This window comes from Acidovorax sp. A79 (assembly GCF_041154505.1).
GTDB lineage: Bacteria > Pseudomonadota > Gammaproteobacteria > Burkholderiales > Burkholderiaceae_C > Acidovorax.
In genome coordinates, this window is the sequence record NZ_AP028672.1 from 4,012,056 (window position 1) to 4,036,516 (window position 24,461).

23 protein-coding genes are annotated in these 24,461 nt (G+C 67.9%); 10 read left to right on the forward strand and 13 right to left on the reverse strand.

Annotated elements, in window-relative coordinates:
- Positions 1-8 precede the first annotated feature (8 nt).
- From gspD to gspG, 9 genes are all read right to left on the reverse strand, one after another.
- Complete coding sequence (gene gspD, locus ACAM51_RS18345) at positions 9-2,633, reverse strand: type II secretion system secretin GspD (protein ID WP_218340432.1); 2,625 nt, start codon at positions 2,631-2,633, stop codon at positions 9-11.
- A 4-nt stretch (positions 2,634-2,637) separates the two neighbouring features.
- A complete protein-coding gene (gene gspN, locus ACAM51_RS18350) occupies positions 2,638-3,453 on the reverse strand; it encodes a type II secretion system protein N (protein WP_369641434.1) in 816 nt (271 codons plus the stop codon).
- Between the two features lie 50 nt (positions 3,454-3,503).
- The gene (gspM, locus tag ACAM51_RS18355) at positions 3,504-4,052 is read right to left on the reverse strand and encodes a type II secretion system protein GspM (protein WP_218293308.1); all 549 of its coding nucleotides are present in this window, start codon (positions 4,050-4,052) and stop codon (positions 3,504-3,506) included.
- Positions 4,049-5,347, reverse strand: coding sequence for a type II secretion system protein GspL (gspL, locus tag ACAM51_RS18360; protein WP_369641435.1), 1,299 nt, complete (start codon positions 5,345-5,347; stop codon positions 4,049-4,051). Before gspL ends, gspM begins: the two co-directional genes overlap by 4 nt.
- 83 nt (positions 5,348-5,430) lie before the next feature.
- The gene (gspK, locus tag ACAM51_RS18365) at positions 5,431-6,366 is read right to left on the reverse strand and encodes a type II secretion system minor pseudopilin GspK (protein WP_369641436.1); all 936 of its coding nucleotides are present in this window, start codon (positions 6,364-6,366) and stop codon (positions 5,431-5,433) included.
- 155 nt (positions 6,367-6,521) lie between these two features.
- Positions 6,522-7,148: a type II secretion system protein J gene (locus ACAM51_RS18370; RefSeq protein WP_369641437.1), complete on the reverse strand. Its 627-nt coding sequence runs from the start codon at positions 7,146-7,148 to the stop codon at positions 6,522-6,524.
- A gap of 178 nt (positions 7,149-7,326) precedes the next feature.
- Positions 7,327-7,713 (reverse strand): type II secretion system minor pseudopilin GspI, encoded by a 387-nt coding sequence (gene gspI / locus ACAM51_RS18375; protein WP_218293312.1) that lies wholly within the window; start codon positions 7,711-7,713, stop codon positions 7,327-7,329.
- Positions 7,710-8,228, reverse strand: coding sequence for a prepilin-type N-terminal cleavage/methylation domain-containing protein (locus ACAM51_RS18380; RefSeq protein WP_255591235.1), 519 nt, complete (start codon positions 8,226-8,228; stop codon positions 7,710-7,712). Before ACAM51_RS18380 ends, gspI begins: the two co-directional genes overlap by 4 nt.
- A 31-nt stretch (positions 8,229-8,259) precedes the next feature.
- Complete coding sequence (gene gspG, locus ACAM51_RS18385) at positions 8,260-8,637, reverse strand: type II secretion system major pseudopilin GspG (RefSeq protein WP_369643845.1); 378 nt, start codon at positions 8,635-8,637, stop codon at positions 8,260-8,262.
- Between the two features lie 123 nt (positions 8,638-8,760).
- On the opposite strand from gspG, the gene ACAM51_RS18390 reads away from it, so the two are divergent.
- A complete protein-coding gene (locus ACAM51_RS18390) occupies positions 8,761-9,216 on the forward strand; it encodes a type II secretion system protein N (RefSeq protein WP_218293313.1) in 456 nt (151 codons plus the stop codon).
- Positions 9,217-9,259: 43 nt separating this feature from the next.
- Here the strand turns inward: ACAM51_RS18390 and ACAM51_RS18395 are convergent, their stop codons facing one another.
- The 3 genes from ACAM51_RS18395 to ilvA form a co-directional block, all read right to left on the reverse strand.
- Positions 9,260-9,850: a histidine phosphatase family protein gene (locus tag ACAM51_RS18395; protein WP_369641438.1), complete on the reverse strand. Its 591-nt coding sequence runs from the start codon at positions 9,848-9,850 to the stop codon at positions 9,260-9,262.
- Positions 9,847-10,653 carry an adenosylcobinamide-GDP ribazoletransferase gene (gene cobS, locus ACAM51_RS18400; protein WP_218340428.1) on the reverse strand — a complete coding sequence of 269 codons (807 nt, stop codon included), beginning with the start codon at positions 10,651-10,653 and terminating at the stop codon, positions 9,847-9,849. The genes ACAM51_RS18395 and cobS overlap by 4 nt, the downstream gene beginning before the upstream one ends.
- A gap of 86 nt (positions 10,654-10,739) precedes the next feature.
- Positions 10,740-12,302, reverse strand: a complete 1,563-nt coding sequence (gene ilvA, locus ACAM51_RS18405; RefSeq protein ID WP_369641439.1) for a threonine ammonia-lyase, biosynthetic — start codon at positions 12,300-12,302, stop codon at positions 10,740-10,742.
- A gap of 359 nt (positions 12,303-12,661) precedes the next feature.
- Here ilvA and ACAM51_RS18410 point away from each other — a divergent pair, with 359 nt between their 5' ends.
- Positions 12,662-13,111 carry an OsmC family protein gene (locus tag ACAM51_RS18410; RefSeq protein ID WP_369641440.1) on the forward strand — a complete coding sequence of 150 codons (450 nt, stop codon included), beginning with the start codon at positions 12,662-12,664 and terminating at the stop codon, positions 13,109-13,111.
- 70 nt (positions 13,112-13,181) lie between these two features.
- Here ACAM51_RS18410 and coq7 read toward each other — a convergent pair whose 3' ends face one another.
- Complete coding sequence (gene coq7, locus ACAM51_RS18415; protein WP_369641441.1) at positions 13,182-13,799, reverse strand: 2-polyprenyl-3-methyl-6-methoxy-1,4-benzoquinone monooxygenase; 618 nt, start codon at positions 13,797-13,799, stop codon at positions 13,182-13,184.
- A 316-nt stretch (positions 13,800-14,115) separates the two neighbouring features.
- Between coq7 and ACAM51_RS18420 the strand changes: the two genes are divergently transcribed.
- From ACAM51_RS18420 to ACAM51_RS18455, 8 genes are all read left to right on the forward strand, one after another.
- On the forward strand, positions 14,116-15,174 hold the full coding sequence (locus tag ACAM51_RS18420) for a porin (protein WP_218293319.1): 1,059 nt from the start codon (positions 14,116-14,118) through the stop codon (positions 15,172-15,174).
- Positions 15,175-15,586: 412 nt separating this feature from the next.
- Positions 15,587-17,167, forward strand: a complete 1,581-nt coding sequence (locus ACAM51_RS18425) for an ABC transporter substrate-binding protein (RefSeq protein WP_218293320.1) — start codon at positions 15,587-15,589, stop codon at positions 17,165-17,167.
- 141 nt (positions 17,168-17,308) lie between these two features.
- On the forward strand, positions 17,309-18,289 hold the full coding sequence (locus tag ACAM51_RS18430; RefSeq protein ID WP_218293321.1) for an ABC transporter permease: 981 nt from the start codon (positions 17,309-17,311) through the stop codon (positions 18,287-18,289).
- A gap of 148 nt (positions 18,290-18,437) precedes the next feature.
- Positions 18,438-19,655: a M20 aminoacylase family protein gene (locus ACAM51_RS18435; RefSeq protein ID WP_369641442.1), complete on the forward strand. Its 1,218-nt coding sequence runs from the start codon at positions 18,438-18,440 to the stop codon at positions 19,653-19,655.
- 85 nt (positions 19,656-19,740) lie between these two features.
- Positions 19,741-21,324, forward strand: a complete 1,584-nt coding sequence (locus ACAM51_RS18440; RefSeq protein WP_218293323.1) for an ABC transporter substrate-binding protein — start codon at positions 19,741-19,743, stop codon at positions 21,322-21,324.
- A 133-nt stretch (positions 21,325-21,457) separates the two neighbouring features.
- Entirely contained in the window at positions 21,458-22,369 is a 912-nt protein-coding gene (locus ACAM51_RS18445; protein WP_218293324.1) for an ABC transporter permease, read from the forward strand.
- 26 nt (positions 22,370-22,395) lie between these two features.
- A complete protein-coding gene (locus tag ACAM51_RS18450) occupies positions 22,396-23,385 on the forward strand; it encodes an ABC transporter ATP-binding protein (RefSeq protein WP_218340424.1) in 990 nt (329 codons plus the stop codon).
- Positions 23,382-24,434 (forward strand): ABC transporter ATP-binding protein, encoded by a 1,053-nt coding sequence (locus tag ACAM51_RS18455; RefSeq protein ID WP_218293326.1) that lies wholly within the window; start codon positions 23,382-23,384, stop codon positions 24,432-24,434. Before ACAM51_RS18450 ends, ACAM51_RS18455 begins: the two co-directional genes overlap by 4 nt.
- Positions 24,435-24,461: the final 27 nt, after the last annotated feature.

Below are 24,461 nucleotides of genomic sequence, written 5' to 3' on the forward strand. Positions count from 1 at the left end.
GCCGGTCCTCAGAGCGCCTGGGCCGCCACCGTGGCGTTCAAGGCCGTCTGGCTGCGCACCGTGGCCGCAGCCGCCTGGGCGGCGTCTTCCGTGGCGAACGGGCCTACGCGCACGCGGGTGGCTTTGCCCCGGTTGGTTTCCACCGCCTGCAGGGACAGCGGCAGCGCGGAGTCGCGCAGCTTGGCCATCGCGCTCCTGGACTGGGCGTCCTGGCCCATCACGCCGACGTTCACGTAGTACAGGGGCACCGGCACCTTGGCCATGGGCGTGGCGGCGGTGCCGGGCTGGGCCGGGGCGCTGCTTTGTGGGGCCGTGGCGGGGTTGACTGGCTGGGGCGCGGGCACCGGGGTCAGCTGCTGCTGCTGTTGCTGCTGCAGGGGCGCCGGCATGGCGGCGGGGGCGGTGCGTTCGGGTGCCACGGGCAGTGCGGGCAGCACCGGGGCCCCCGATACCGTACCCATCATCAGGCTAGGGGCGGGCTGGGTGGCGTGCTGCAGCGCCCGGATGGCTTCGTAGCGGTCCACCACCAGGGCGTCGCTGGTCGCGTTGTCGCGCACCACGATGGGGCGCAGGAAGATCATCAGGTTGGTCTTGCGGCGCGAGCGGTTCTCGCTCTTGAACAGGTTGCCCACCACGGGCAGGTCGCCCATCACGGGCACCTTGTCTTCGCCCTGCGAGTAGGTGTCCTCCAGCAGGCCGCCGATGACGATGATGCTGCCGTCGTCCACCACCACGTTCGATTCGACCGCACGCTTGCTGGTGGTGGGGCCGGTGGCGTTGGACAGGGTGGAGCGGTCGATCTTGGAGATCTCCTGGTAGATCGCCATTTTCACGGTGCCGTTCTCGCCGATCTGCGGGCGCACCTTGAGCATCAGGCCCACGTCCTTGCGCTCCACGGTGTTGAACGGGTTCACGGTGCCGCTGTTGCCGGTGTTCGCATACGAGCCCGTGACGAAGGGCACGTTGTCGCCGATGAGGATGCGCGCCTCCTCGTTGTCCAGCGTCATCAGGTTGGGGGTGGACAACACGTTGGCGTCGCCGCTGTTCTGCAGGAAGTTGGCCAGCGCGCCCAGGTAGTACTGGCCGTTGATGCGCGGCGCGAGCGCCAGGTTCAGGCCCCCGCCCAGGCCGCCCGCGGCGGTGGCGATGCTGCTGGCACTGCCCGAGGCCAGCGCGGCGGTCAGCCCCAGGATGTTGGCGCCGGCCGCGCCGGAGTTGGTGCCGATCACACCCACGGTGCCATCGCCCTGCTTGCCCAGGATGCCCTGCCACTGGATGCCGAACTGCGCCACTTTGTTGGCCGACACCTCCACGATCAGACTTTCCACCAGCACCTGCGCGCGGCGGCCGTCGAGCTTGTCGATGACGGTGCGCAGCTGGCGGTACAGCGGCTCGGGCGCCGTGATGATGAGCGAGTTGGTTGTCGGGTCGGCCTGGATCTGGCCGCCGGTGGAGGGCTGGTTGTTGTTGGTGCTGCTGGTGCCCATGCTGGAGCTGCCAGAGCCCAGGCCGGAGTTGCCGCCGCCCCCGGACAGGCTGCTGCCCGTGGACAGCATGCTGCCGCTGTTGTTGCCACCGCCCACGCCTGCGCTGGGCGCCGCCGGTGCGGCGCTTGCGCCCGCGCCGCCACCGCCCGTGTTGCCGCTGCCGCCCATGGCCGCCATCGCGGCGCGCAGGGTGGTGGCCAGCTTGGTGGCGTCGGCATTCTTCAGGTAGACCACGTGGATGTTGCCCGTGGCCGCGCTGCTGCCGGGCGCGGGCGCCTGGTCGAGCTGCGCCACCAGCGCGCGCACCTGGGCCACGCGGGCCGGGTTGGCCGCGCGCAGGATCAGCGCGTTGCTGCGCGGCTCGGCGATCAGCGTGGTCTTGAACGAGGTGTCGGTCTGGCCCTGTGCGCCTGGCGCGCCAGGGGTGGCGCCGCTGCCGCCGTCGATCAGGCGCGCCACCAGCGGCGCGAGGTCGGTGGCGACGGCGTTGCGCAGCGGGATCACTTCCACGTCGCTGGCGTTGGAGACATCCATGGCCGCCACGATGCGCGCCAGGCGCTGCAGGTTGTCGGCGTAGTCGGTGATCACCAGCGAGTTGTTGCCGGGGTTCACGTTGATGGTGTTGTTGGGGCTGATCAGCGGGCGCAGCACGGGCACGAGGTTGGCCGCGTTCTCGAAGTTGAGCTTGAAGATCTGCGTGACGATCTGCCCGCCCCCGGGCGCGCTGCCGGCGTTGCCCTGCACCACGCTCACGCTGCCGCCCTGCAGCTTGGCGTCGGCCTCGGGCACCACCTTGTACAGGCCTGCGGCCTCCACCACCGTGAAGCCCTGCAGGCGCAGCGCGGCCAGGAACTGCTGGAAGGCGGCGGCGGGGGTCACGGCCCGTTCGGTGACCAGGTTGAGCTGGCCCTTGACGCGGGGATCGACCACCACGTTGCGGCCGGTGATGGTGGCCATGGTGCGCGCCACCGCCTCGATCTCGGCATTGGCGAAGTTCAGCGTGACCGGTTCGCCAGAGCGCACGCTGCCGGTGCTGGTGTCAATGGCGGTCTGCGCAATGATCTGGCCGCCAGCGCATGTCAGTAAAGCGCTGAATGCTATTGTTTTGAGAGCAAAACCCGGGCGGTGCGAAAACAAGGAAGTCATAGGTTCAACCCACGGTGATGATGGAGCGCGCGCCGCTGCGCCGTCCGATGATGTTCAGGAGATTGGACAGGGCGGCCTCGCGCTCGGGGGTGGCGCTGGCCTCGCCCGCAAACCGCAGGCGCTGGCCCACCCACTGGCCGGTGCCGCTGAGCTGCAGGTGGCCGTCGAGCGTGCTGAGCGTGAGCGCGGGCACCTCGCCGCCCGCCAGCAGCAGCCGGTAGCTGCCCATGGGCCGCAGGGTGGACAGGCGCGAGGACATGGCCCGCGCATCCATCTGGGCCTGGCCCTCCAGCACCATGCGGCCCGCGGTCCAGCTGAAGGCCAGGCCGCGCGTCTGCAGCGTGAGCTGGCCTTGGGGCTGCAAGGTGTTCCAGGGAGTCCCGAGCCCGGCCAGGATGGCGGCGGGCCACTGGCTTTGGCCATCGGCCAGGGTCAGCCGGGGGCCGGCCCAGCGGGCCTGTGCGTGCAGCTGCAGGGGCTCGGGCGTGCAGCAGCTCGCATGCAGCTGGGCGCGCAGGCCGGCGAGGCCGGGGCGCAACCGCCACTCCACCCTGCCAGGCAGGGCCGCACGGTCCTGGCTCGCCGCGCCGCCGGTCAGCACCAGCTGGGCCGAGCCGGTCCAGACCGTGCCGCGCGCCTGCAGCAGTTGCACCTGGCCATTGGTGGCGCGGGCCAGGCCCCGCGCCAGCCAGTGCGCTGGCGCGAAGGCCAGCACGGCGGGCAGCACGCCGGCCACGGCGCCCGCCAGCGCCCAGCCCCAGGCGGAGCGCGGGGCACGGACGGGAGGCTTGCGGGTGCGGGTGCGGGTGCTGGTGGCCACGTTGAGGGAATATCTGTCTGTCTGTCGGCTGGTCTGTCTGGCGGGCCGTGTCAGCGCTGGGCTGGCAGGGCGAGGACCAGCGTGCCGTCCCAGCGCGGCATGGCCGAGGCCGGAGCGCCCAGGACGGCGGGTGCCGCGGTGCCCGGGGGAGGGGCGGCCGGGGCGCTGCGGGCCAGCCGCGCCTCCACCGGCGTGGCCCGTGCGTTGCTGCGCGCCTGGGCCAGCCACTGGCCCAGGGCGTCGGCGGGCGCGCCCTTGAGCGTCACCGTGGCGCGGTCGCCCACCACATTGAGCTGGGCGGTGTTGCCCAGGCGCTGGGTCAGTGCGGTGCGCAGCGCGCCCACCGCGTCGCCGGTACTGGTGCGCGGGGCGGATTGCAGCTGCTGGGCCTCGGCCTGCAGGCCCTGCATGTGCTGAAGCTGCGTGTCGAGCGCGGCATGGCGGGCGGGCGCGGTCCGCAGCGTGGACAGGGCGGGGGCCACGGCCACCCACCACAGCAGGGCGAGGGCGATCAGGCCGCCCGCGGCCAGGACCAGTGTTTGTTCGCGGGGTGCCAGCGCCTGCCAGCGGTCCCGCAGCGCGGTGGTGTTGCGTGTCATGGGGTGCCTTGCGCATGGGGCCGTGGGCCGCCTTCGGCGGCGCTCATCAGCAGGCTGCCGTCTTCCAGCCGCACCCGGTAGCCCGCGGCTTCCAGGCGGGCGCTGAGCGCGGGTTCCTCGTCGGGGGCCAGCGCCACGCCGCGCAGGCGCAGCTCGCCGGGGGTGTATTCGATGCCGGTGGGCTGTCGGCCGCTGGGCAGGGCGGTGCCCGCGGCGGCCAGCAGGGGCTCCAGGTCGCGCGCCGAGACGCTGCCGGCGGCCTGCCGCAGCTGCGCCAGCTCGCGCTCCATCTGCACGGGGGCATCCACCACCACCTGCACCTTGGGGAAGGTCTGGGTCAGCGTGGCGCGCACCGCGGCCTGCTTGGCCGCCAGCGCCTGGCGCTCCTGCCAGGCCCAGGCGTTGAGTCCCACCAGATGGGCCGCGGCAAGCAGCCCGGCACCCCAGCGCGCCGCGCGCCACTGGGGGGCGTACAGCAGTGCGCTGGCCACGCTGCCCGCCTTGCGCAGCGCGCGCGTGCGTCCCGTGCTGGCCAGGTCGAACTGGGCCAGGTCCCAGTCGCCGCGCGCGGCTTCCAGCGCCCGCTGGCTGGCCGTGTGCAGCGCCGCGCGCTGGCCCAGGGTGCGTTCCGCGAGGGCCGCCACGGCGGGCTCGGCGCGCACGACGGGAGCGTCGCCGTCCTCGCCGGAAGCCGTCTGGGCGGGCATGCCCGCGCGGGCCAGCGCCATGGCCATGTTCGACAGGGGCAGCACGGCCACGCCGTGGTCCGCGCCCTGGCCCGTCAGGACCACGCAGGCGTCCTCGGGCGTGCCCAGCACGCACAGTTCGGGGCGGCCGCTGGCGGTCGGGCCGGGGGCGAACTCGGGCACCACGCGCGCCACGCGGCGGCCCGCGGCCTCCAGCGCCTGCAGGTTCTCGCGCAGCCAGGCGCGGTCGCACACGGCCACCCACACGGGTTCGCCGGGGTGCGCCGCGGGCTGGATCGCGAAGTGCAGCTGGGAGGCATCGTCAAGCACGCGGTCTTCGAGCAGCCCCTCCAGAACGGACCGCAGGCGCGGTGTCTGCTGCCCGGCGCCCAGGGGCAGGCCGGGGGGCAGCTGCACCTTCTGCCACGACAGCGCCCGCGCGGGCACCACGGCCACGACGTCGCCGCCAGGGCGCGTGGGCTCGGGCAGCAGCGCCGCCGGGGCGCTGGCATGTCGGATGGCGGTGTGGCCGTCCGCCGTCAGCGTGTAGCTGTACTCGGTGGCGGGGCCCGGGCGGGCGGGCGGCAGGAAAAGGATGAGGGTGCTCATGGACGGGTTTTGCGGGCCATTTTAGGGGGCGGGCTTGACAGTGCAGGGCCCAACCCGCGGATGTGTTGCGGATGTGTTGCGTCTCAGCGCGGAGGCTGCGGCGCGGCCCCGGTGTTTTCGCGGTCAAAAGCGCCGCGTTCGCGCCACAGCGTGGTCACCTCGATACCCTGTTTGCGCACCAGCGATCGCTCGTCCACCATCGCATCGCCCAGGCGCAGGCGGCCCCGCACCTCGAAGTAGGAGGAGGCCACCGCATGGGCGCCTTCATTGATGTCGATGTTCGCGCCCAGCAGGTCGCGCACTTCGCTCAGGGTGCGGAAATGCCGTGCCTCGCGGACCTGCAGGATCTTCTGGGCGCTGGCCATGTCCAGGCCGTCGATGGCGGCCAGCAGCACGTCGATGTCGGCGGTGTTGATGTTGACCGGGGTGCGCACGGGCAGCAACGCCACGTGCGGGGTCAGGCGGGCCACGGTGGCGGGCGCCAGGCCCAGCCAGCCCAGCTGGGATACGGTGGGTGGCATCAGTGGCGCCGTACTGCTGTCGCTGCCCGTCGTGGCCTGTGCCTGCCGCAGGGCCTGCGCGAGCAGGCCGAGCTCCTGCTGCGGCAGCCCCAGGCGTTCGAACAGCCGCGTGAACTGCCGCATCGCCACGGCCTGCTCGGGCCCGGTGGCCGCCAAGTTCATGAGGTTCATGCGGCCTTGCATGTCCGAGATCTGCCCCGACAGGAAGGCTTCGGTGGTGTCGGTGCTGGCGTCGTCCACCTGGCTCACGTTCTTGTCCGCCGCGAGAAAGGTCGACAGCCGCGCCTCCTGCAGCGGCACGGCCCAGGGCTCGGCCAGGTGGTCGGCGCCGCCCGAGCGGCCATCCTCGCGCAGGATCAGGCGCGACCAGTCGAGCGCGCCGACCAGGATCCAGGTGGACTGCACGCGGCCGCGCTCGGCCGTCTCGACCTCCACCGCGCGCCACTGCTGCCACATGGCCGCGGCCGCGAAGGTGGCCACCAGCGTGACGGTGAGCATGGCCAGCAGCAAAGCGGCCCCCCGTGAGGCGCTGCGCGCCTTCCCTCTCTCTCGCTGCGCGGGAGGGAGACGCATCCGGTGGCCCGGCAAAGCCGGTTCCATGGGGGCACTGGCGTTGGCCGTGCCAGCGTCATGGGTGCGTGGTGCGCGGCGCCTCACGACCTGCCTCCGCCCAGCACCGGGTTCACCCAGTCGCGCGTGAGGCGCCCGACCAGGGCCTGGCCTGGCGGCAGGGTGATCTGCAGGCGCACGCCGTCGGGGATGGCCGCCGCGCCGCTCGCGCTGCCGCCGCTGCTGGAGAGCGGGTTGGACCAGGCGCCGCCCCGGTAGTAGAAGATCTGCCAGTCCGCCAGCGGCAGCAGCGTCATCTCGTGGCGCCGCTCGGCCTCGCCCGGCGTGCGCGCCCATTGCGCCGCCAGCTGCCAGGCCTCCTGCCATTGGGCGCGCGTGCGCACCGGGGGAGACTGCCAGCGCATCCACTGGCCCTCGCCCTGGGCGCCCCGGCGTGTCCAGGCCACCACCAGGGCGCCTTCGTCGGGCACGGCGCTGCTGCGCCGCGTCAGGCGCAGCACCTGGCCGTCCCAGTCGAGCGGCGTGGTGTTGGCGATCGGCGTGAGCGCATCCAGGTCCGTGCCCCATTGGCCCAGCGCCGCCTGCAGCACCAGCATTTCATCCGCCCGCTGGCGCGTGATCTCCTGCGCCCGCACCATGCCATCGAGCCCGCGCCAGCTCAGGATGGCCAGCAGGCTCATCACCGCAATCGCCAGCAGCAGTTCGACCAAGGTGAAGCCACCGTGAGTGCGACATGACGGGTTCCTTCTGACATGCGGCCGCGCATCGCCGGAGGCCGTGGAACCTGGCGCGCCCCAACGCCAGTGCCACCGTGGAACTGGCTTTGCCAGGCCACGGGTGGCGTCCCCCTGGGGGGAAGGCGCGAAGCGACTCAGGGGGGGCATCTGGTCAATACCTTCCAATGATGGTCGAGATGCGCAGGATGGAGTTGTCGCCATCCAGCACCTGCGCGTCCACGCGGCGAAAGCTCGGGTTGGGCGTGGGGCGCACGCTCACGGCGACGGTGAGCGTGCGCCCCGCCTGTTCGCAGGCGAGCGTGCTGTCGCCCACGCTGGGCATCTGGCGCGACAGGCGGGTGTACACGAGCTCGTTCTCGGCGCACAGCTGGGCCAGCACGATGTCCGACTGGCGCAGCGCGTTGCGGGTGAGCGCGGTGGTGGCCTGCAGGCCCGCCATGAGGGCGATGGCGACGATGCCCAGCGCCACCAGCACTTCCACCAGCGTGAAGCCGCGCTGCGGCGCGCTGCGTCGATCCGGGCGCGGGCGGCTGCTCACTGGACCGGCTCGACGGTGAAGGGGCGCACGCCATCGGTGGCGACGCGCAGCGCGCGTTCGGGATGGGCGTGGTGGGTGATCAGCACCTGCTGCGGGCCGATGAGCGGCTCCGGTCCCAGCACCAGCACGGTGGGGGCGCGCGCCGTGGTGCCCGCATCCAGCCACTGGCTGGGCAGCGCCTGCTGCGCGCTGGGCGGCAGCCCTTCGAAGCGGAACCCGCGTGCCTCGGTGCGCCAGCGCACGGGCATGCCGCCGGCGCGCGACTGCGCGCGCGCGGATTCCAGCAATGCCGCCAGCCGGGCCGCCTCGCGCTCGATCAGCGTCTGCCCGCTGTCGCGCATCGCCACGCCCACGCCCGCCGTGGCGAGCGCGATGATGCTGATGACCACCAGCAGCTCCAGCAGCGTGAAGCCCCCCTGGGCCGCTGCGCGTCGTCCCCGCAGAGGGGCCGGGCCACCGGTGGCCCGGCCAGGCCGGTTCCACGGCATCCCCGGCCTGGGGCGCGCCAGTGTCATGGAGTGGGGGTGCACGGCGAAGGGCCGGCCCTCATTGCCAACTGCCAATATCGGCATCCTTGCCTTCGCCGCCGGACTGGCCATCGGCGCCGAACGACATCACGTCGATCTCGCCCTTGATGCCGGGGTTCAGGTACTGGTACGGGCGGCCCCAGGGGTCGTTGGGCAGTTTTTCGAGGTACAGCTTCCAGTTGTTGGGCACCGGGCCCGAGGTGGGCTTGACGATCAGCGACGGCAGGCCCTGCTCGGCCGTGGGGTAGCGCTGGTTGTCCAGGCGGTACAGCTTGAGCGCCTGCATGATGTTGGTGATGTCGGTGCGGGCTGCCGTCACGCGGGCGTCGTCGGCACGCTCGAGCACATTGGGCACGATGAGGGCGGCCAGCACGCCGATGATGACGAGCACCACCATCAGCTCGATGAGGGTGAAGCCCCGGGAGAGGCTGCGGCGGGCGGAGCGCAAGAGGAAGGGGAGGGAAGTGTTCACTGCTGGCGGTCTCTCGGATGGTCGGATCGCGTGAATCATAATCCCCGCATGGTGACCAATTCACACAGCAAATGGGGCGTGCGCCTGGGGACCCTGGCGCTCTGGGCCGCGGCGGGCGCCAGCGTGGTCTTCTGGGGCCTGCGCCTGTCGGCGCCGGCGGGCGGCATCGCCGCGCCCGCGGTGTTGCCAGCGCCGGTGGCGCCCGACGCGCAGGCGCTGGCCCGCCTCCTCGGGGCGGTGGCGTCCCCGGCGGGCGCTGCGCCCGCGCCCGCTGCGCCCACGCTGGCCAGCCGGTTCGCGCTGATCGGGGTGCTCTCGGGCCGCAGCAGCGGCGGCGGTGCCGCGCTGATCGCGGTGGACGGCAAGCCGGCCAGGCCCTTCCGCGTGGGCGCGGCGGTGGACGAGGGGCTGGTGCTGCAGGCGCTGGGCCCGCGCCAGGCGCAACTGGGCGCCGAGGTGGGAGGCGCCGCCACGCTCACGCTGGACATGCCCCTGAAGCGCTGACCCGGCGCGTGGCGGGCGCAGTCGCCCGCCAGGGCCTCCATTCTCAGATGCCCCGGTGGGCGATGTCCCACTCACCCCAGCCCGGTGCGGCAAGGGGCCATTCTTCGGAGCGCGGCAGCTCGCCCCCATGTGCCTGCAGCCAGGCCACGCAGCGGATCACGCCGGCATGGGTGATCCAGGCCACATCCCGTGCGGTTTCTTCTGCGGGCGGGAGGGAATGCAGCGCGGCTGCCACGCGCTCCAGCATGGCCGCCAGGCTTTCACCATTCCCGGGGCGGTAGCTGGCGAACGCGGCCGTCCAGGCGTCGATGTCGGAGCGGGCGATGGCATCCCAGGCCAGCCCTTCCCAGCTGCCAAAGTCCATTTCGCGCAGGCGGGCGTCGGGTTTGGGTATCAAATCAGGCCGCAGCGCTTGCAGTTCCATCGCAAGCTGCTCACATCTTTGTAGCGTGGAGTGGAACACCTGGATCCCGGGTGGCAGGGTGGCGGCCAGGCGTTCTGCGGCGGCGCGGGTGGCGGCGGGGTCGGCGGGGACGTCCAGCGCGCCGTAGCAGATGCCGGGCGCCACCCGCGGCTGGGCATGGCGCACCAGCCAGAGGCGGGCGCCGCGCTGCGGTCGGGCCACGGGCTTCACATCCAGCGCAGGGCCAGCGCCGCGCCCAGGTAGAAGCCGATTTCGCTGACCTGCTGCGTGGCGCCCAGGCAATCCCCCGTGAACCCCCGCAGCCGGCGCGCAAACCAGCGGGCCATCCAGGCGGCGGCGAGTGCGCTCAGCACAATGGCTGCTATCAAATATGTAGCTGATTGCGCTTTCCAGACAAGCGCCAGCGGCACAAAACACCATGAAAATGCCGTCGCCAGCGCAGTGCCCGAGATCTGGTCGGCCAGCGGCTTGCTTTTGGAGCGGGCGGTGTCCCCCACATGCGGCAGGCTGCGCACGATGAGCAGGGGCCAGAAACGCGACACCACATGTGCCCCCGCCAGCGCGGCCACGGCGGCCAGCAGGCTGTGGGAGCCCAGCAGCGCCAGCACGCTGAGCTTGGCCAGCAGCGCCAGCACCAGGGCCATGGCACCGAACGCGCCGATGCGCGAGTCCTTCATGATGTCCAGCGCCCGCTCGCGGTCGGCACTGCCGCCCAGGCCGTCGGCCACATCGGCCAGGCCGTCCTCGTGGAAGCCGCCGGTCATCAGCACCGTGGCGATGGTGCAGAACACGGCGGCCACGGCCGGTGCCAGCGGATTGGGCGCCAGCGCCCAGTGCAGCGCGGCATAGACGCCCGCCGCGAGCAGCGCCGCCAGCCAGCCAATGCCCGGAAAGTGCGCCGCGCTGGCGCGCAGCATGGCGGGGCTGTAGCCCACCCACTGCGCCAGCCGCCCGGTCACCGGGATGCGCGTGAAGAACTGCACGGCCAGCAGGTAGTGGCGCAGGGCTTGCATGGACGGGCGGAGGAGGCTATGTCAGATTTGATAGCTGCCAGCGCTGGTTGGATAAGCGCTGGAGGCCGGTTCGACCCATATTCTGGTCACTTGGAACGCAGGAACAGCCGGTAGGCCGGGTTCAGCGTCTCTTCCACGTACGGGTAGCCCAGCGTGGCCAGGAAGGCGTCGAACGTGGCGGTGTCCTCGGGCGGCACCTGCATGCCCACGAGGATGCGGCCGTAGTCGGCGCCCTGGTTGCGGTAGTGGAACAGGCTGATGTTCCAGGTCGGCTGCATCAGGCTCAGGAACTTGAGCAGCGCGCCCGGCCGCTCGGGGAAGGTGAAGCGCATCAGCCGCTCGTCCTGCGCCAGCGCCGAATGGCCGCCCACCAGGTGGCGCAGGTGTTCCTTGGCCAGTTCGTCGTGGGTCAGGTCCAGCGCCTCGAAGCCGTGGCGGCCGAAGTTCCGGGCGATCTTGTCCGATTCGCCCTTGCCGTTGGTGGTCAGGCCCACGAACACATGGGCCTGGGCGGCGTCGCTGATGCGGTAGTTGAACTCGGTCACGTTGCGCGCGCCGCCGGGCAGGTCGCCCACCACCTCGCAAAAGCGCCGGAAGCTGCCCCGTTCTTCGGGGATAGTCACGGCGAACAGCGCCTCGCGCTCCTCGCCCACCTCGGCGCGCTCGGCCACGAAGCGCAGGCGGTCGAAGTTCATGTTGGCGCCGCACAGGATGGCGGCGTAGGTCTCGCCCCGGGTCTTGTTCTCGGCCACGTACTGTTTGATGGCGGCCACGGCCAGGGCCCCCGCGGGCTCGACGATGCTGCGCGTGTCCACGAAGATGTCCTTGATGGCGGCGCAGACGGCGTCGGTGTCCACGGTGATGAAGCCGTCCACCAGGCCGCTGTGGGTGATGCGGAAGGTTTCCTCGCCCACGAGCTTGACGGCCGTGCCGTCCGAGAACAGGCCCACATCGAGCAGCGTGACGCGCTGGTGCGCGTTGACCGACTGGATCATCGCGTCCGAGTCGTTCATCTGCACCCCGATCACCTTGATCTCGGGCCGCACGGCCTTGATGTAGTTGGCCACGCCAGAGATGAGCCCGCCGCCGCCGATGGCCACGAACACGGCATCGAGCTGGTTGCTGCCCAGGCTTTGCAGCTGGCGCAGGATCTCCATGGCGATGGTGCCCTGGCCCGCGATCACGTCCGGGTCGTCGAACGGGTGCACGAAGGTCAGGCCCTGTTCCTTTTCAAGCGTCACCGAGTGGCCGTAGGCGTCGGAATAGCTCTCGCCAAACAGCACGACCTCGCCACCCAGCGTCTTCACGGCATCGATCTTGAGCTGCGGCGTGGTGGTCGGCATCACGATGACCGCGCGGGCGCCCAGCTTGTGGGCGCTCATGGCCACGCCCTGCGCGTGGTTGCCGGCCGAGGCACAGATCACTCCGCGCGCGAGCTGCTCGGGCGTGAGGTGCGCCATCTTGTTGTAGGCGCCGCGCAGCTTGAAGCTGAACACCGCCTGCTGGTCCTCGCGCTTCAAGAGCACCTTGTTGTGCAGGCGGCGGCTGAGGTTCTTGGCGGGCTCCAGGGCCGACTCCACCGCCACGTCGTACACGCGGGCGGTCAGGATTTTCTTCAGGTAGTCGGCGGGGGTGAGGTGCAGGGTCATGGCGGGAGCTGGTGGGGCCGCCGCTGGACAGCGGCGGGGGCCACATCATAGGGCGTCGGTTTCCGGCCTGGTCCGGACGCCACACGGGCGGCGCGCGGCCGGACCGGCCAAAAAAAAGCCCCGGGCCGTGAGGCCTGGGGCTAATCCATCCTTTGAGGAGATGGAGGAGACAATCGGTGCGGGGCAAGTGCCGGATTCCGGACTTCTTGCCGCCTGCCGTTTCCTTTTTGTTCGAAACCGGCAGCGCATGGGCGAAGTTTAGCGCGAGTCTTGTTGCGATGCAGCAAAATTCGCATCAAATTCTTTTCGTTTCGGTTTTCCGTGCGAAAAAAACCACGTGTCACACAGGAGAAACACAAATGGAATGCACAGTCAGTTGGACAGGAGGGGCAGGAACACGCTCCGGCATGGGCTTCGTGGCCGAAACCGGCAGCGGCCATGTCCTGGCCATGGATGGCGCCCCCGATGCCGCCAACCCCGCCAATGGCGGGCAGAACCTGGCGCCCCGGCCCATGGAGACGGTGCTGGCAGGAACGGGTGGCTGCACCGCCTATGACGTGGTCCTGATCCTCAAGCGGGGCCGCCACGACGTGCGCGGCTGCAGCGTCAAGCTCACCACCGAGCGGGCCCAGACTGACCCCAAGGTGTTCACCAAGATACACATGCATTTCACCGTGACGGGCAAGGGGATTCCCGCCTCGGCGGTGGAGCGCGCCATTGCCATGAGCCACGACAAATACTGCTCGGCCAGCATCATGCTCGGCAAGACCGCCGAGATCACCACCGGCTTCGAGGTGATCGAGGCCTGACGGCCGCCCCGAACCGCGGCGGGCGCCCGGGCCGCACGCACTTTCCCGGTGCAGGGCTCCGGGGGAACGGTCAGATGTAGTGCGCCGTGGTGGTCATCACCTTGGCGGCGGCCCTCATCGCGGCGCGGGCGGGTGCCGGCAGCTGCAGCGCGCCGGAGGCCCGCGCCTGCGCCGCGTGGCGCTCCTCGTCGTCCTTCATCCGGGCCACCACGGCCCGGGAGGCCAGGTCCTGCTCGGGAAGCCGCGCAAGGTGGCCCTGCAAATGCGCCGCCACCTGGTTTTCCGTCTCCGCCACGAACCCCAGGCTGGCCCGGTCGCTCACCTTGGCCGCTACCAGGCCCAGCGCGAAGGCGCCCGCGAACCACAGCGGATTGAGCAGGCTGGGGCGTGCTCCCAGGGCCTCCAGGCGCCCGCGCGTCCAGGCCAGATGGTCTGTTTCTTCCCGGGCGGCCTCCAGCAAGTGCACGCGCAGCCCGGCATCGCGTGTGACCGCGGCCTGCGCCGTGTAGAGGGCTTGCGCACAGACTTCACCCACGTGATTGACCCGCATCAATGCCCCCGCCAGCTTCTTCTGGGCGGGGTCGAGGTCGGCTTCCGCGATGCCCAGGGCGGGCGTGGGCTCGCAGGCCCGGGGGGGCGCGAAAAGCGTGCGCAGGGCGTTGTCAGCGGCGGTCAGCAAGGGGTCCATGGCAGCTTTCAGGATGGCAAGGGGTAGGAAACACAATTTTCACTTGGATACAAATATTCGGCAGGTGCCGACGGGGGCCGCAAGGGTGCCGAAACCGATTTTGCTGGCGCTCCGTGAAATGTTGCAACACTGCAACGATTTTCCCCTTTCGGGTCGATTGTGGGTGAATTCCTTTGCGAAACCCGGCCGGGTCTGGTGCAATAAGAGCAACTTCCCCACCAGGAGGTTGGCCCGGGGAACCGGCGGGACTGTGCAGGTGCTTTCACCATAGACCCCCCGTACCGGCGCCCTATGTTTAACCTTGGAGTAACTCGCAATGAAAAAATCCCTGATTGCCCTGGCTGTGCTGGCTGCTTCCGGCGCTGCAATGGCTCAATCGTCCGTGACCCTGTTCGGCGTGGTTGATGCAACCTACGCTTACGGTTCCGGCAGCGTCGCTAACAAGTCCCAACTGACGAACTCCGGCTACAACAGCAGCCGTCTGGGTTTCCGCGGCGTTGAAGATCTGGGTGGCGGCATGTCCGCTTCGTTCTGGCTGGAAGCTGGTCTGAACAACGACAACGGCCAAGGCGCTGCTACCAACGCTACCAACCAAGGCGCTGCTGCTGCTCTGGGCAACGGCCAACAAGGCCTGACGTTCAACCGTCGTTCGACGGTCAGCCTGAACGGCGGCTTCGGTGAAGTGCGTCTGGGCCGTGACTACACGCCCCAGTTCTGGAACCTGACCGTGTTCGATCCGTTCGGCACGAACGGTGTTGGCACGACCCAAACCCTGAACTCCAGCCTGGGTGGCCCAACCACCATCCGCGCTTCGAACGCCATCGGCTACTTCCTGCCTGGCAACCTGGGCGGCTTCTACGGCCAAGCACAGTACTACATGGGTGAAAACCTGAGCAACGCTGCCAACAAGAAGGACGGCAACGGTCTGGCTCTGCGTGCTGGTTACGCCAACGGCCCCATCAACGTGGCTCTGGCTTTCTCTGACACCAAGTTCCTGAGCGGCAACATCAAGGCTGTGAACGTGGGCGGTCAATACGATCTGGGCGTGGCCAAGATCATGGCTCACTACAACCAAGACGACATCAAGAACGGCAACGAAGGCAAGGGCTTCCTGATCGGTGGTCTGGTGCCAGTCGGCGCAGGCGAAATCCGTCTGTCTTACTCCACCTACAAGATCGAAACCCCCGGTGCTGATCCCCGCGCCAACAAGCTGGCTCTGGGCTACGTGCACAACCTGTCCAAGCGCACGGCTCTGTACGCAACGTACGCTCACGTGAGCAACAAGAACGGCTCCGCTCAGTCCCTGAACGGTTCCGTGACTGCTGCTGGCGAAAACTCCAACGGCTACGACTTCGGTATCCGTCACAGCTTCTAATATCAAGACTGGCCTTGGCCAGTTGACGATATCAAAGCTAAAAAGCCGCCTTCGGGCGGCTTTTTTTTTGACCGACTGACTGACTGTTTGTCTACGGTTGATTGCGGGAGTTGAATTGTGGATTGCCCGAGTGAACAATCCAGTGCTGCATGGCATGTAACTCCGGGTACATGCCTTCTGCCACTGCAATGCCTGGCACCTTCCGGAGGGCCTTGTTGGCCCTGTCTCCGTGGTTTCTTTCCCTTCTTTGCCCCGGTGCAGATTCTTGGCACCATCCTTGCGTGCTGGAACGACGCAAAAGCAACGTAAATCCACCCTCAGAGGCCCTTCTCGGCGCTGGAGATTCAGGGATTTCCCGTTGGCTATAGAGCAACCTTTACTGCATAGTAAAACTTTTAATCAAGAGGGTTCCATGAAACTCAAATACAGTCTTTTGTCGGTAGCTGCCATGGCTGCACTGCTTGCAGCACCAGCGCTGCATGCCAAGCCCTTCAAATGGGCGAGCCAGGGGGAGATTGCGACCTGGGATATCCATTCCCAAAACAATGCACTGCAAAACGGCATTCATGCCAATGTGTATGAGAGCCTGGTCTACTACAACAGCAAGACATTTGACGTGGAGCCCGTCCTGGCGACCTCCTGGAAAGAGGTCAGCCCCACACAGGTGCGCTTCACGCTGCGCCAGGGAGTGAAGTTCCATGATGGGTCGGCGTTCACCGCCGATGACGCCGTGTACTCGCTGCAGCGCGCGATGGCGAAGACGTCGAACTTCACGCCCTACATCCAGGGCATCAGCAAGGTCAACAAGGTCGACGCGCAAACCATCGACGTCATCCTGACAGCCCCCAATCCCGTGCTGCTGCGCCAGATGACCGAACTGCGCATGATGAGCAAGGCCTGGGCGGAAAAGAACAAGTCCGTGGAGCCCAAGGACATCAAGGGCAGCGATGAGAACTTTGCCCACCGCAATGCCATGGGCACCGGCCCCTACACGCTGGAGTCGTGGCAGCCCGATGTGAAGATGGTCTTCAAGCGCAACCCCAACTGGTGGGGCAAGATGGACGGCAACGTCACGGAAATCGTCTACACCCCGATCAAGTCCGCCGCCACGCGCATCGCTGCGCTGCTGTCGGGCGAAGTGGACATGGTGCTGGACCCCACGCCCCAGGATCTGGGTCGCCTGCGCGCCAGCCCCGACCTGAAGGTGATCGACGGTGTGGAGAACCGCACCATCTTCCTGGGCATGGACCAGTTCCGCGATGAGCTGCCAGGCTCCAACATCAAGGGCAAGAACCCGCTCAAGGACGTGCGCGTGCGCAAGGCCCTGTACCAGGCCATCGATGCCGACACGATTTCGCGCAACATCATGCGCGGCCTGGGCAAGCCTACGGGCACCATCGTGGCGCCCCAGGTGGCCGGATACACCGAAGCCGTGGGCAAGCGTTTCCCCTACAGTGTCGAAGCCTCCAAGAAGCTGCTGGCCGAAGCGGGTTATCCCGATGGCTTCGAAGTGGATTTCGCCTGCCCGAACAACCGCTACATCAACGACGAGGCCATCTGCCAGGCCGTGACGGCCATGTGGTCGCGTGTGGGCGTGAAGGCCAAGCTGCGCACGCTGCCACTGGTGAACTATTTCCCCATGATCCAGCGCTACGAAGCCAGCATCTACATGCTGGGCTGGGGCGTGCCGACGTTCGATGCGTTGTACAGCCTGCAGTCGCTGGTACGCACCGTGGGCCAGGGGGGTGATGGCAACTACAACGTGGGCCGCTACAGCAACCAGCGCATGGACTACCTGGTGGACCGGATCAAGGCCGAGACGGACGCTCCCGTGCGCGCGCGCATGCTGACGGAGGCGCTGCAGCTGTCCAATGACACCGTATCCCACCTTCCTCTGCATGACCAGGTGATACCCTGGGCCATGAAGAAGAACGTGGAGCTGGTCCACCGCGCCGACAACCGCGTGGACATGCGCACGGTCAAGGTGAACTGATCGATTGTCGATACGCTGAGAGCAAGGGCCTCGAGGCCCTTGCTCTCCTTGATTCAGTTTGACGACGACGTATTGCCAGTCAGTGCCCCTGCCATCAAAAGTGGCCGCGGTGCTTTTATCGAACACTCACTCGACTTCCCGATGCTTGCCTTTATATTGCGCCGCCTGATACAGGCTGTGATTGTCATGGTCACGGTGGCCTTCATCTCCTTCATGCTGTTCCAGTACGTGGGAGATCCCGTGGTGTTTCTGCTGGGACAGGATGCCACCCCTGAACAGATCCGGGAGCTGCGTGCCTCCCTCGGCCTGGACAAACCCTTCTTCGTGCAGTTCTGGCACTTTCTCGTGAATGCGGCGCAAGGCGAATTCGGCCTGAGCCTGCGCCAGGGTGCCAAGGTCTCGCGCCTCATTGCCGAGCGTTTCCCCGCCACGCTGGAGCTGGCGCTGGTCGCCGCGGTGCTGGCGCTGGTGATCGGCGTGCCCATGGGCGTGTATGCGGCGCTCAAGCGCGGCACCTTCACCAGCCAGATGTTCATGACGCTTTCGCTGCTCGGCGTGTCGCTGCCCACCTTCCTGATCGGCATCCTGCTGATCCTGGTGTTTGCGGTGACCCTGGGCTGGTTCCCGAGCTTTGGCCGCGGGGAAGTGGTGCAGCTGGGATGGTGGAGCACCGGCCTGCTCAAGGCCAAGGGCTGGCACCACATCACGCTACCCGCCATCACGCTGGCCATCTTCCAGCTCACGCTGATCATGCGGCTGGTGCGCGCGGAGATGCTGGAGGTGCTGCGCACGGACTACATCAAGTTCGCGCGGGCCCGGGGCCTGTCCAATCGCGCCATCCATTTTGGGCACGCGCTCAAGAACACGCTGGTGCCCGTGATGACCATCACCGGCCTGCAACTGGGCGGCCTGATCGCGTTTGCGATCATCACCGAGACCGTGTTCCAGTGGCCCGGCATGGGCCTGCTGTTCATCCAGGCCGTGACCTTTGCGGACATTCCTGTGATGGCGGCGTACCTCTGCCTGATCGCGCTGATCTTCGTGGTGATCAACCTGGTGGTGGATCTGCTGTACTTCGCGGTGGACCCCCGTCTGCGCGTGGGCAAGGCAGGAGGCCATTGAATGAGCTCCCCCCTGAGTCGCTTCGCGCCATCCCCCCGGAGGGGGGATGCTCCCAGCGCGGCGGGGCGGCCCTTGCGCGGCAGCACTGGCCTGGGCCGCGCCGGTTTTGCCGGCTGCTGGCGCTGCACGAGCTTTCCGGGCGTCTGACATGCAGTCGCTCCGATACAAAGCGGGTGGCCGGGCGTTTGCGCACATCGCGCAGTTCCATCCGGAGCTGACCGCCCTGCGCCGCGATCTGCACGCCCATCCCGAGCTGGGCTTTGAAGAAATCTATACAGGCAACCGCGTGAAAGAGGCGCTCAAGGTGTGCGGCGTGGACGAGATCCACGACGGCATCGGCCGCACGGGCATCGTTGCGGTGATCCGCGGCCGCAGCACCTCCAGCGGCTCCATGATGGGCCTGCGTGCCGACATGGATGCGCTGCCTTTGGCAGAGCACAACGACTTCTCCTGGAAGTCGTGCAAGCCCGGCCTCATGCACGGCTGTGGCCACGACGGCCACACCGCCATGCTGGTAGGCGCGGCGCGCTACCTGGCCGAGACCCGCAATTTCGACGGCACGGCCGTGCTCGTGTTCCAGCCAGGCGAGGAGGGCTTGGCGGGCGCCCGCGTGATGATGGAAGACGGCCTGTTCGACCGGTTCCCGGTGCAGTCCATCTATGCCATGCACAACTGGCCGGCCATGAAGCCCGGCACCGTGGGCATCAACCCGGGCCCCATGATGGCGGCGGCCGACCGATTCACCATCGAAATCACGGGGCGCGGCGGCCACGGCGCGCATGCCTACCAGACGGTGGACGTGCTGGTGGTGGCCGCGCACATCATCACGGCGGCGCAGAGCATCGTGTCGCGCAACGTGCGCCCCATCGAAAGTGCCGTGGTCAGCATCTGCGCCGCGCAGGCAGGCGATCTGGGCGCCTTCAGCGTGCTGCCCGGCTCCGCCACCCTGGTGGGCACCGTGCGCACGTTCGACCCGGTGGTGCAGGAGATGGTGGAAAAGCGCCTCAAGGAACTGTGCAACGCGATTGCTCTGGGCTTTGGGGCCAATGCCACGGTGCACTACGAGCGCATCTACCCGGCCACGATCAACAGCGAGAGCGAGGCCGTCTTCGCGGGCGACGTGGCCGAATCCCTGCTGGGCGCGGACCACGTGGTGCGCGACCTGGAGCCCAGCATGGGCGCTGAGGACTTTGCCTTCATGCTCCAGACCCGCCCGGGCGCCTACCTGCGCATCGGCCAGGGTACCGGCGCCAGCGGCAGTGCGCTGCACAACAGCCGCTACGACTTCAACGACGACATCCTGCCGCTGGGCTCTGCATTGCATGCGAGCCTGATCGAGCAGTCCATGCCCCTGGCGGTGCCCTGAGGGCTGCGTCCCCGTCGCGCAACGCCAGCATCCAATCCCTGGATCCACCACCTTTCGCACCCCTTTTCACTACGAGGAGATTTCCATGAAATTCCAGAAAAAAGCCGCCCTTGCCGCACTGTTTGCCGCGATGGCCGCAACCAGCATGGTCGCCAATGCGCAGACCATCCGAATTGCCAACCAGGGCGATGCGCTCTCCATGGATCCGCACTCGCTCAACGAATCGCTCCAGCTGAGCGTGACCAGCAACGTGTACGAACCGCTGGTCGGCCGCAACAAGGACCTGAGCCTGGCGCCGGCGCTGGCCACGGCCTGGAAGCAAACCGCACCCACCGTGTGGCGGTTCGAGCTGCGCAAGGGCGTGCAATTCCATGACGGCACCCCCTTCACGGCAGACGACGTGGTGTTCAGCTTTGGCCGCATGAAGGGCGAGGGCTCGGACATGAAGGCCACCAACAGCGACATCAAGCAGGTGCGCAAGATCGACGATCACACTGTCGAGATCGAAACCATGGCGCCGCAGCCCATCCTGCCCGACGTGATCACGACCTCCTACATCATGAGCAAGAAGTGGTGCGAGACCAACCAGGCCGTGATGCCCGTCGACCGCCGCAAGGGCATCGAGAACGCTGCCTCGTTCCGCGCCAACGGCACAGGCCCCTTCCGCCTGCGCGAGCGCCAGCCCAACGTGCGCTCGGTGTTCGTGCGCAACGGCTCCTACTGGGGCAAGATCGAGGGCAACGTGACCGAAGTGGTGTTCACGCCCATCGCCAACGATGCCACGCGCGTGGCGGCGCTGCTGTCGGGCGAAGTGGATGTGATGGAGCCCGTGCCGGTGCAGGACATCGACCGTGTCAACAACAGCCCCAACACGCGTGCGGTGACCGGCCCCGAGCTGCGCACCATCTTCCTGGGCATGGACCAGAAGCGCGACGAGCTGCTGTACTCCAACGTGAAGGGCAAGAACCCCTTCAAGGACAAGCGCGTCCGCCAGGCCTTCTACCAGGCCATCGACATCGACGGCATCAAGAAGACCGTGATGCGCGGCGCCTCCAACCCTTCCGCGCTGATGGTGGGCCCTGGCATCAACGGCTTCCAGCCCGAGACCAAGCGCCTGCCGTACGACGTCGAAGCCGCCAAGAAGCTGATGGTGGAAGCCGGCTACCCCAATGGCTTCGAAGTGTCCATGAACTGCCCGAACGACCGCTACGTGAACGACGGCCGCATCTGCCAGACCGTGGCCGCCAACCTCTCGCGCATCAACGTCAAGATCAACCTGCAGGCCGAGACCAAGGGTACCTACTTCCCCAAGGTGCTGCGCCGCGACACCAGCTTCTACATGCTGGGCTGGACGCCCACGACCTACGACGCGCACAACGCGCTCAACGCGCTCATGATCTGCCCGGACGACAAGGGCGGTGCCGGCCAGTTCAACCTGGGCGCCTATTGCAACCCCAAGCTCGATGAACTGACGAAGAAGGTGCTGGTCGAGACCGACAAGGCCAAGCGCGACGCGATGATCAAGGAAGCCTTCGACCTGCACAGCGCCGACATCGGCCACCTGCCGCTGCACCAGCAGGCGCTGGCCTGGGGCGTGAACAAGAACGTGAAACTCGTGCAGATGGCCGACAACTTCATGTACTTCAAGTGGATGACCATCGGCAAGTAAGCGGTCAGAAGATTTCGTACCTAGATCGTCGCAAAAGAATCAAGAGAAACGACAACCGGTTCTTTTGAAAGTCCACACCACCGCGAGGCCGCTACCCGGGCCTGGCGGTGGTGCCTGTTTACTGGTTCCCACAATGAAAACTACCCTTGCCCGCTGGCTCGACAGCGATGTTGGCTACAGCTTCCGCACATCGCCGGTGGCCATGCTGGCCGCAGCGATCGCGCTGGTCTGCGTGTTCTGTTCGGTGTTCGCCGGATGGGTCGCGCCCCACAACCCGTTTGACCTGGCCACGCTCGAACTCAGCGATGCGCGGCTGCCCCCGGCCTGGAGCGCCGAAGGCTCCATGAAATACCCGCTGGGCACCGATGACCAGGGCCGCGACATCCTTTCCGCGCTGATCTACGGCGCGCGCATCTCCCTCGTCGTGGGCATCGCGTCGGTGCTGCTCTCGGTGGTGGTGGGCGTGGCGTTTGGCCTGCTGGCGGGATTTCGCGGCGGCTGGATCGACGCGGTGCTCATGCGCCTGTGCGACGTGATGCTGTCGTTTCCGGCCATCCTGGTCGCCCTGCTGATTGCCGGTGTGGGCCGCGCGCTGTTTCCCAACGCGCACGAGTCGCTGGCCTTTGGCGTGCTCATCATCTCGATCTCGCTGACGGGCTGGGTGCAGTACGCACGCACCGTGCGCGGCTCCACGCTGGTGGAGCGCAACAAGGAGTACGTGCAGGCCGCGCGCGTGACGGGCGTCTCGTCGCTGCGCATCATGCGCAAGCACGTGCTGCCCAATGTGATGGGCCCGGTGCTCGTGCTGGCCACCATCCAGGTCGCCACCGCCATCATCACCGAGGCCACGCTGTCCTTCCTGGGCGTGGGCGCGCCGCCCACATCGCCGTCGCTGGGCACGCTGATCCGCATCGGCAACGACTACCTGTTCTCGGGCGAATGGTGGATCACCGTGTTCCCCGGTGCCATGCTGGTGCTGATTGCTCTTTCCGTGAATCTATTGGGCGACTGGTTGCGTGATGCCCTCAATCCGCGCCTGCGCTGAACAAGAACAAGAAAAGCGATATCCCCATGAGCCTTCTAGAAGTCAAAAACCTCGTTGTCGAATTCCCGGGCCGCCGCGGTACCCTGCGCGCCCTGGACGACATTTCCTTCTCCATCGCACCCGGCGAGATCCTGGGTGTGGTGGGTGAATCTGGCGCGGGCAAGTCGCTCACCGGCGCCGCCATCATCGGCCTGCTGGAGCCACCGGGCCGCGTGGCATCCGGCCAGATCCTGCTGGAGGGCCAGCGCATCGACAACCTCAGCAACGAGGAAATGCGCCACATCCGCGGCCGCCGCATCGGCGCCATCTTCCAGGACCCGCTGACCTCGCTGAACCCGCTGTACACCGTGGGCCGCCAGCTCACCGAGACCATCCTGGCCCACCTGCCGGTCACGCCCGCCGAGGCCCGCCAGCGCGCCATCGCGCTGCTGCAGGACACCGGCATTCCGGCGGCGGCGGAGCGCATCGACCACTACCCGCACCAGTTCTCCGGCGGCATGCGCCAGCGCGTGGTGATCGCCCTGGCCCTGGCTGCCGAGCCCAAGCTCATCGTGGCCGACGAGCCCACCACGGCGCTCGACGTGTCCATCCAGGCGCAGATCATCACGCTGCTGAAAAACATCTGCAAATCGCGCGGCGCCGCCGTGATGCTGATCACCCATGACATGGGCGTGATCGCCGAGACCTGCGACCGCGTGGCCGTGCTGTATGCCGGCCGCGTGGCCGAGATCGGCCCCGTGCACGACGTCATCAACAAGCCATCGCACCCCTACACCAGCGGCCTGATGGCCTCCATCCCCGACATGGCGGTGGACCGCGAGCGCCTGAACCAGATCGACGGGGCCATGCCCCGCCTGAATGCCATCCCCAAGGGCTGTGCCTACAACCCGCGCTGCCCCAAGACCTTTGACCGCTGCATGACCGAACGTCCCGACCTGATGGATGCGGGCTCCACCCGCGCCGCCTGCTGGCTGCACGCCGGCGCCACGACGAAAAACGCCGAGGTGGCCGCATGAGCACTACGACCACCGCCACCACCGCCGCCGCAGGCAAGGCCCCCGTCGCCGCCCAAGGCCGGCCCCTCGTGCAGGCGCACGATCTGGCCAAGACTTTCGATGTCTCCGCCCCCTGGCTCAACCGCGTCATCGAGCGCAAGCCCCGCACGCTGCTGCATGCGGTCGACGGCGTGAGCTTCGAGATCGAACGGGGCAAGACACTCGCCCTGGTGGGCGAATCGGGCTGCGGCAAGAGCACGGTGGCCCGTTTGCTGGTGGGCCTGTACGAGCCGACACGCGGCGGCCTCACTTTCGACGGCCAGGACGCGCACGCCGCCTTCAAGGGCAACGATGCCCAGGCCATGCGCCGGCGCATCCAGATGATCTTCCAGGACCCCTATGCCAGCCTGAACCCGCGCTGGCTGGTCGAGGACATCATCGGCGAGCCGCTGCGCGAGCACGGCCTCATCACCGACAAGGTCGAGCTCAAGGCCCGCGTGGGCGAGCTGCTCAAGTCCGTGGGCCTGTCCCCGCTGGACATGGTCAAGTACCCGCACCAGTTCTCCGGCGGCCAGCGCCAGCGCATCTCCATCGCGCGCGCCCTGGCCACCGAGCCCGAGTTCCTGGTGTGCGACGAGCCCACCTCGGCGCTCGACGTGTCGGTGCAGGCGCAGGTGCTCAACATCATGAAGGACCTGCAGCGCGAGCGGCAGCTCACCTACCTGTTCATCAGCCACAACCTGGCCGTGGTGCGCCACGTGAGCGACCAGGTCGGCGTGATGTACCTGGGCCGCCTGGTGGAACTGGCCGACAAGCACACGCTGTTCGATACGCCACGCCACCCCTACACGCGCATGCTGCTCGATGCCATCCCCAAGATGCACGACACCGGCAAGGCGCGCACGCCGGTGCAGGGCGAGGTGCCCAACCCGCTGAACCCGCCCCCCGGCTGCGCCTTCAATCCGCGCTGCCCGCACGTGAACGACCGCTGCCGCGCCGAACGGCCCCAGTTGCTCAGCATTGGCGGCATCCGGATCGCCTGCCATGCGGTGGAAGAGGGGCGGATCTGAGAGATTGCTCCTGAATTTATAGCTGCT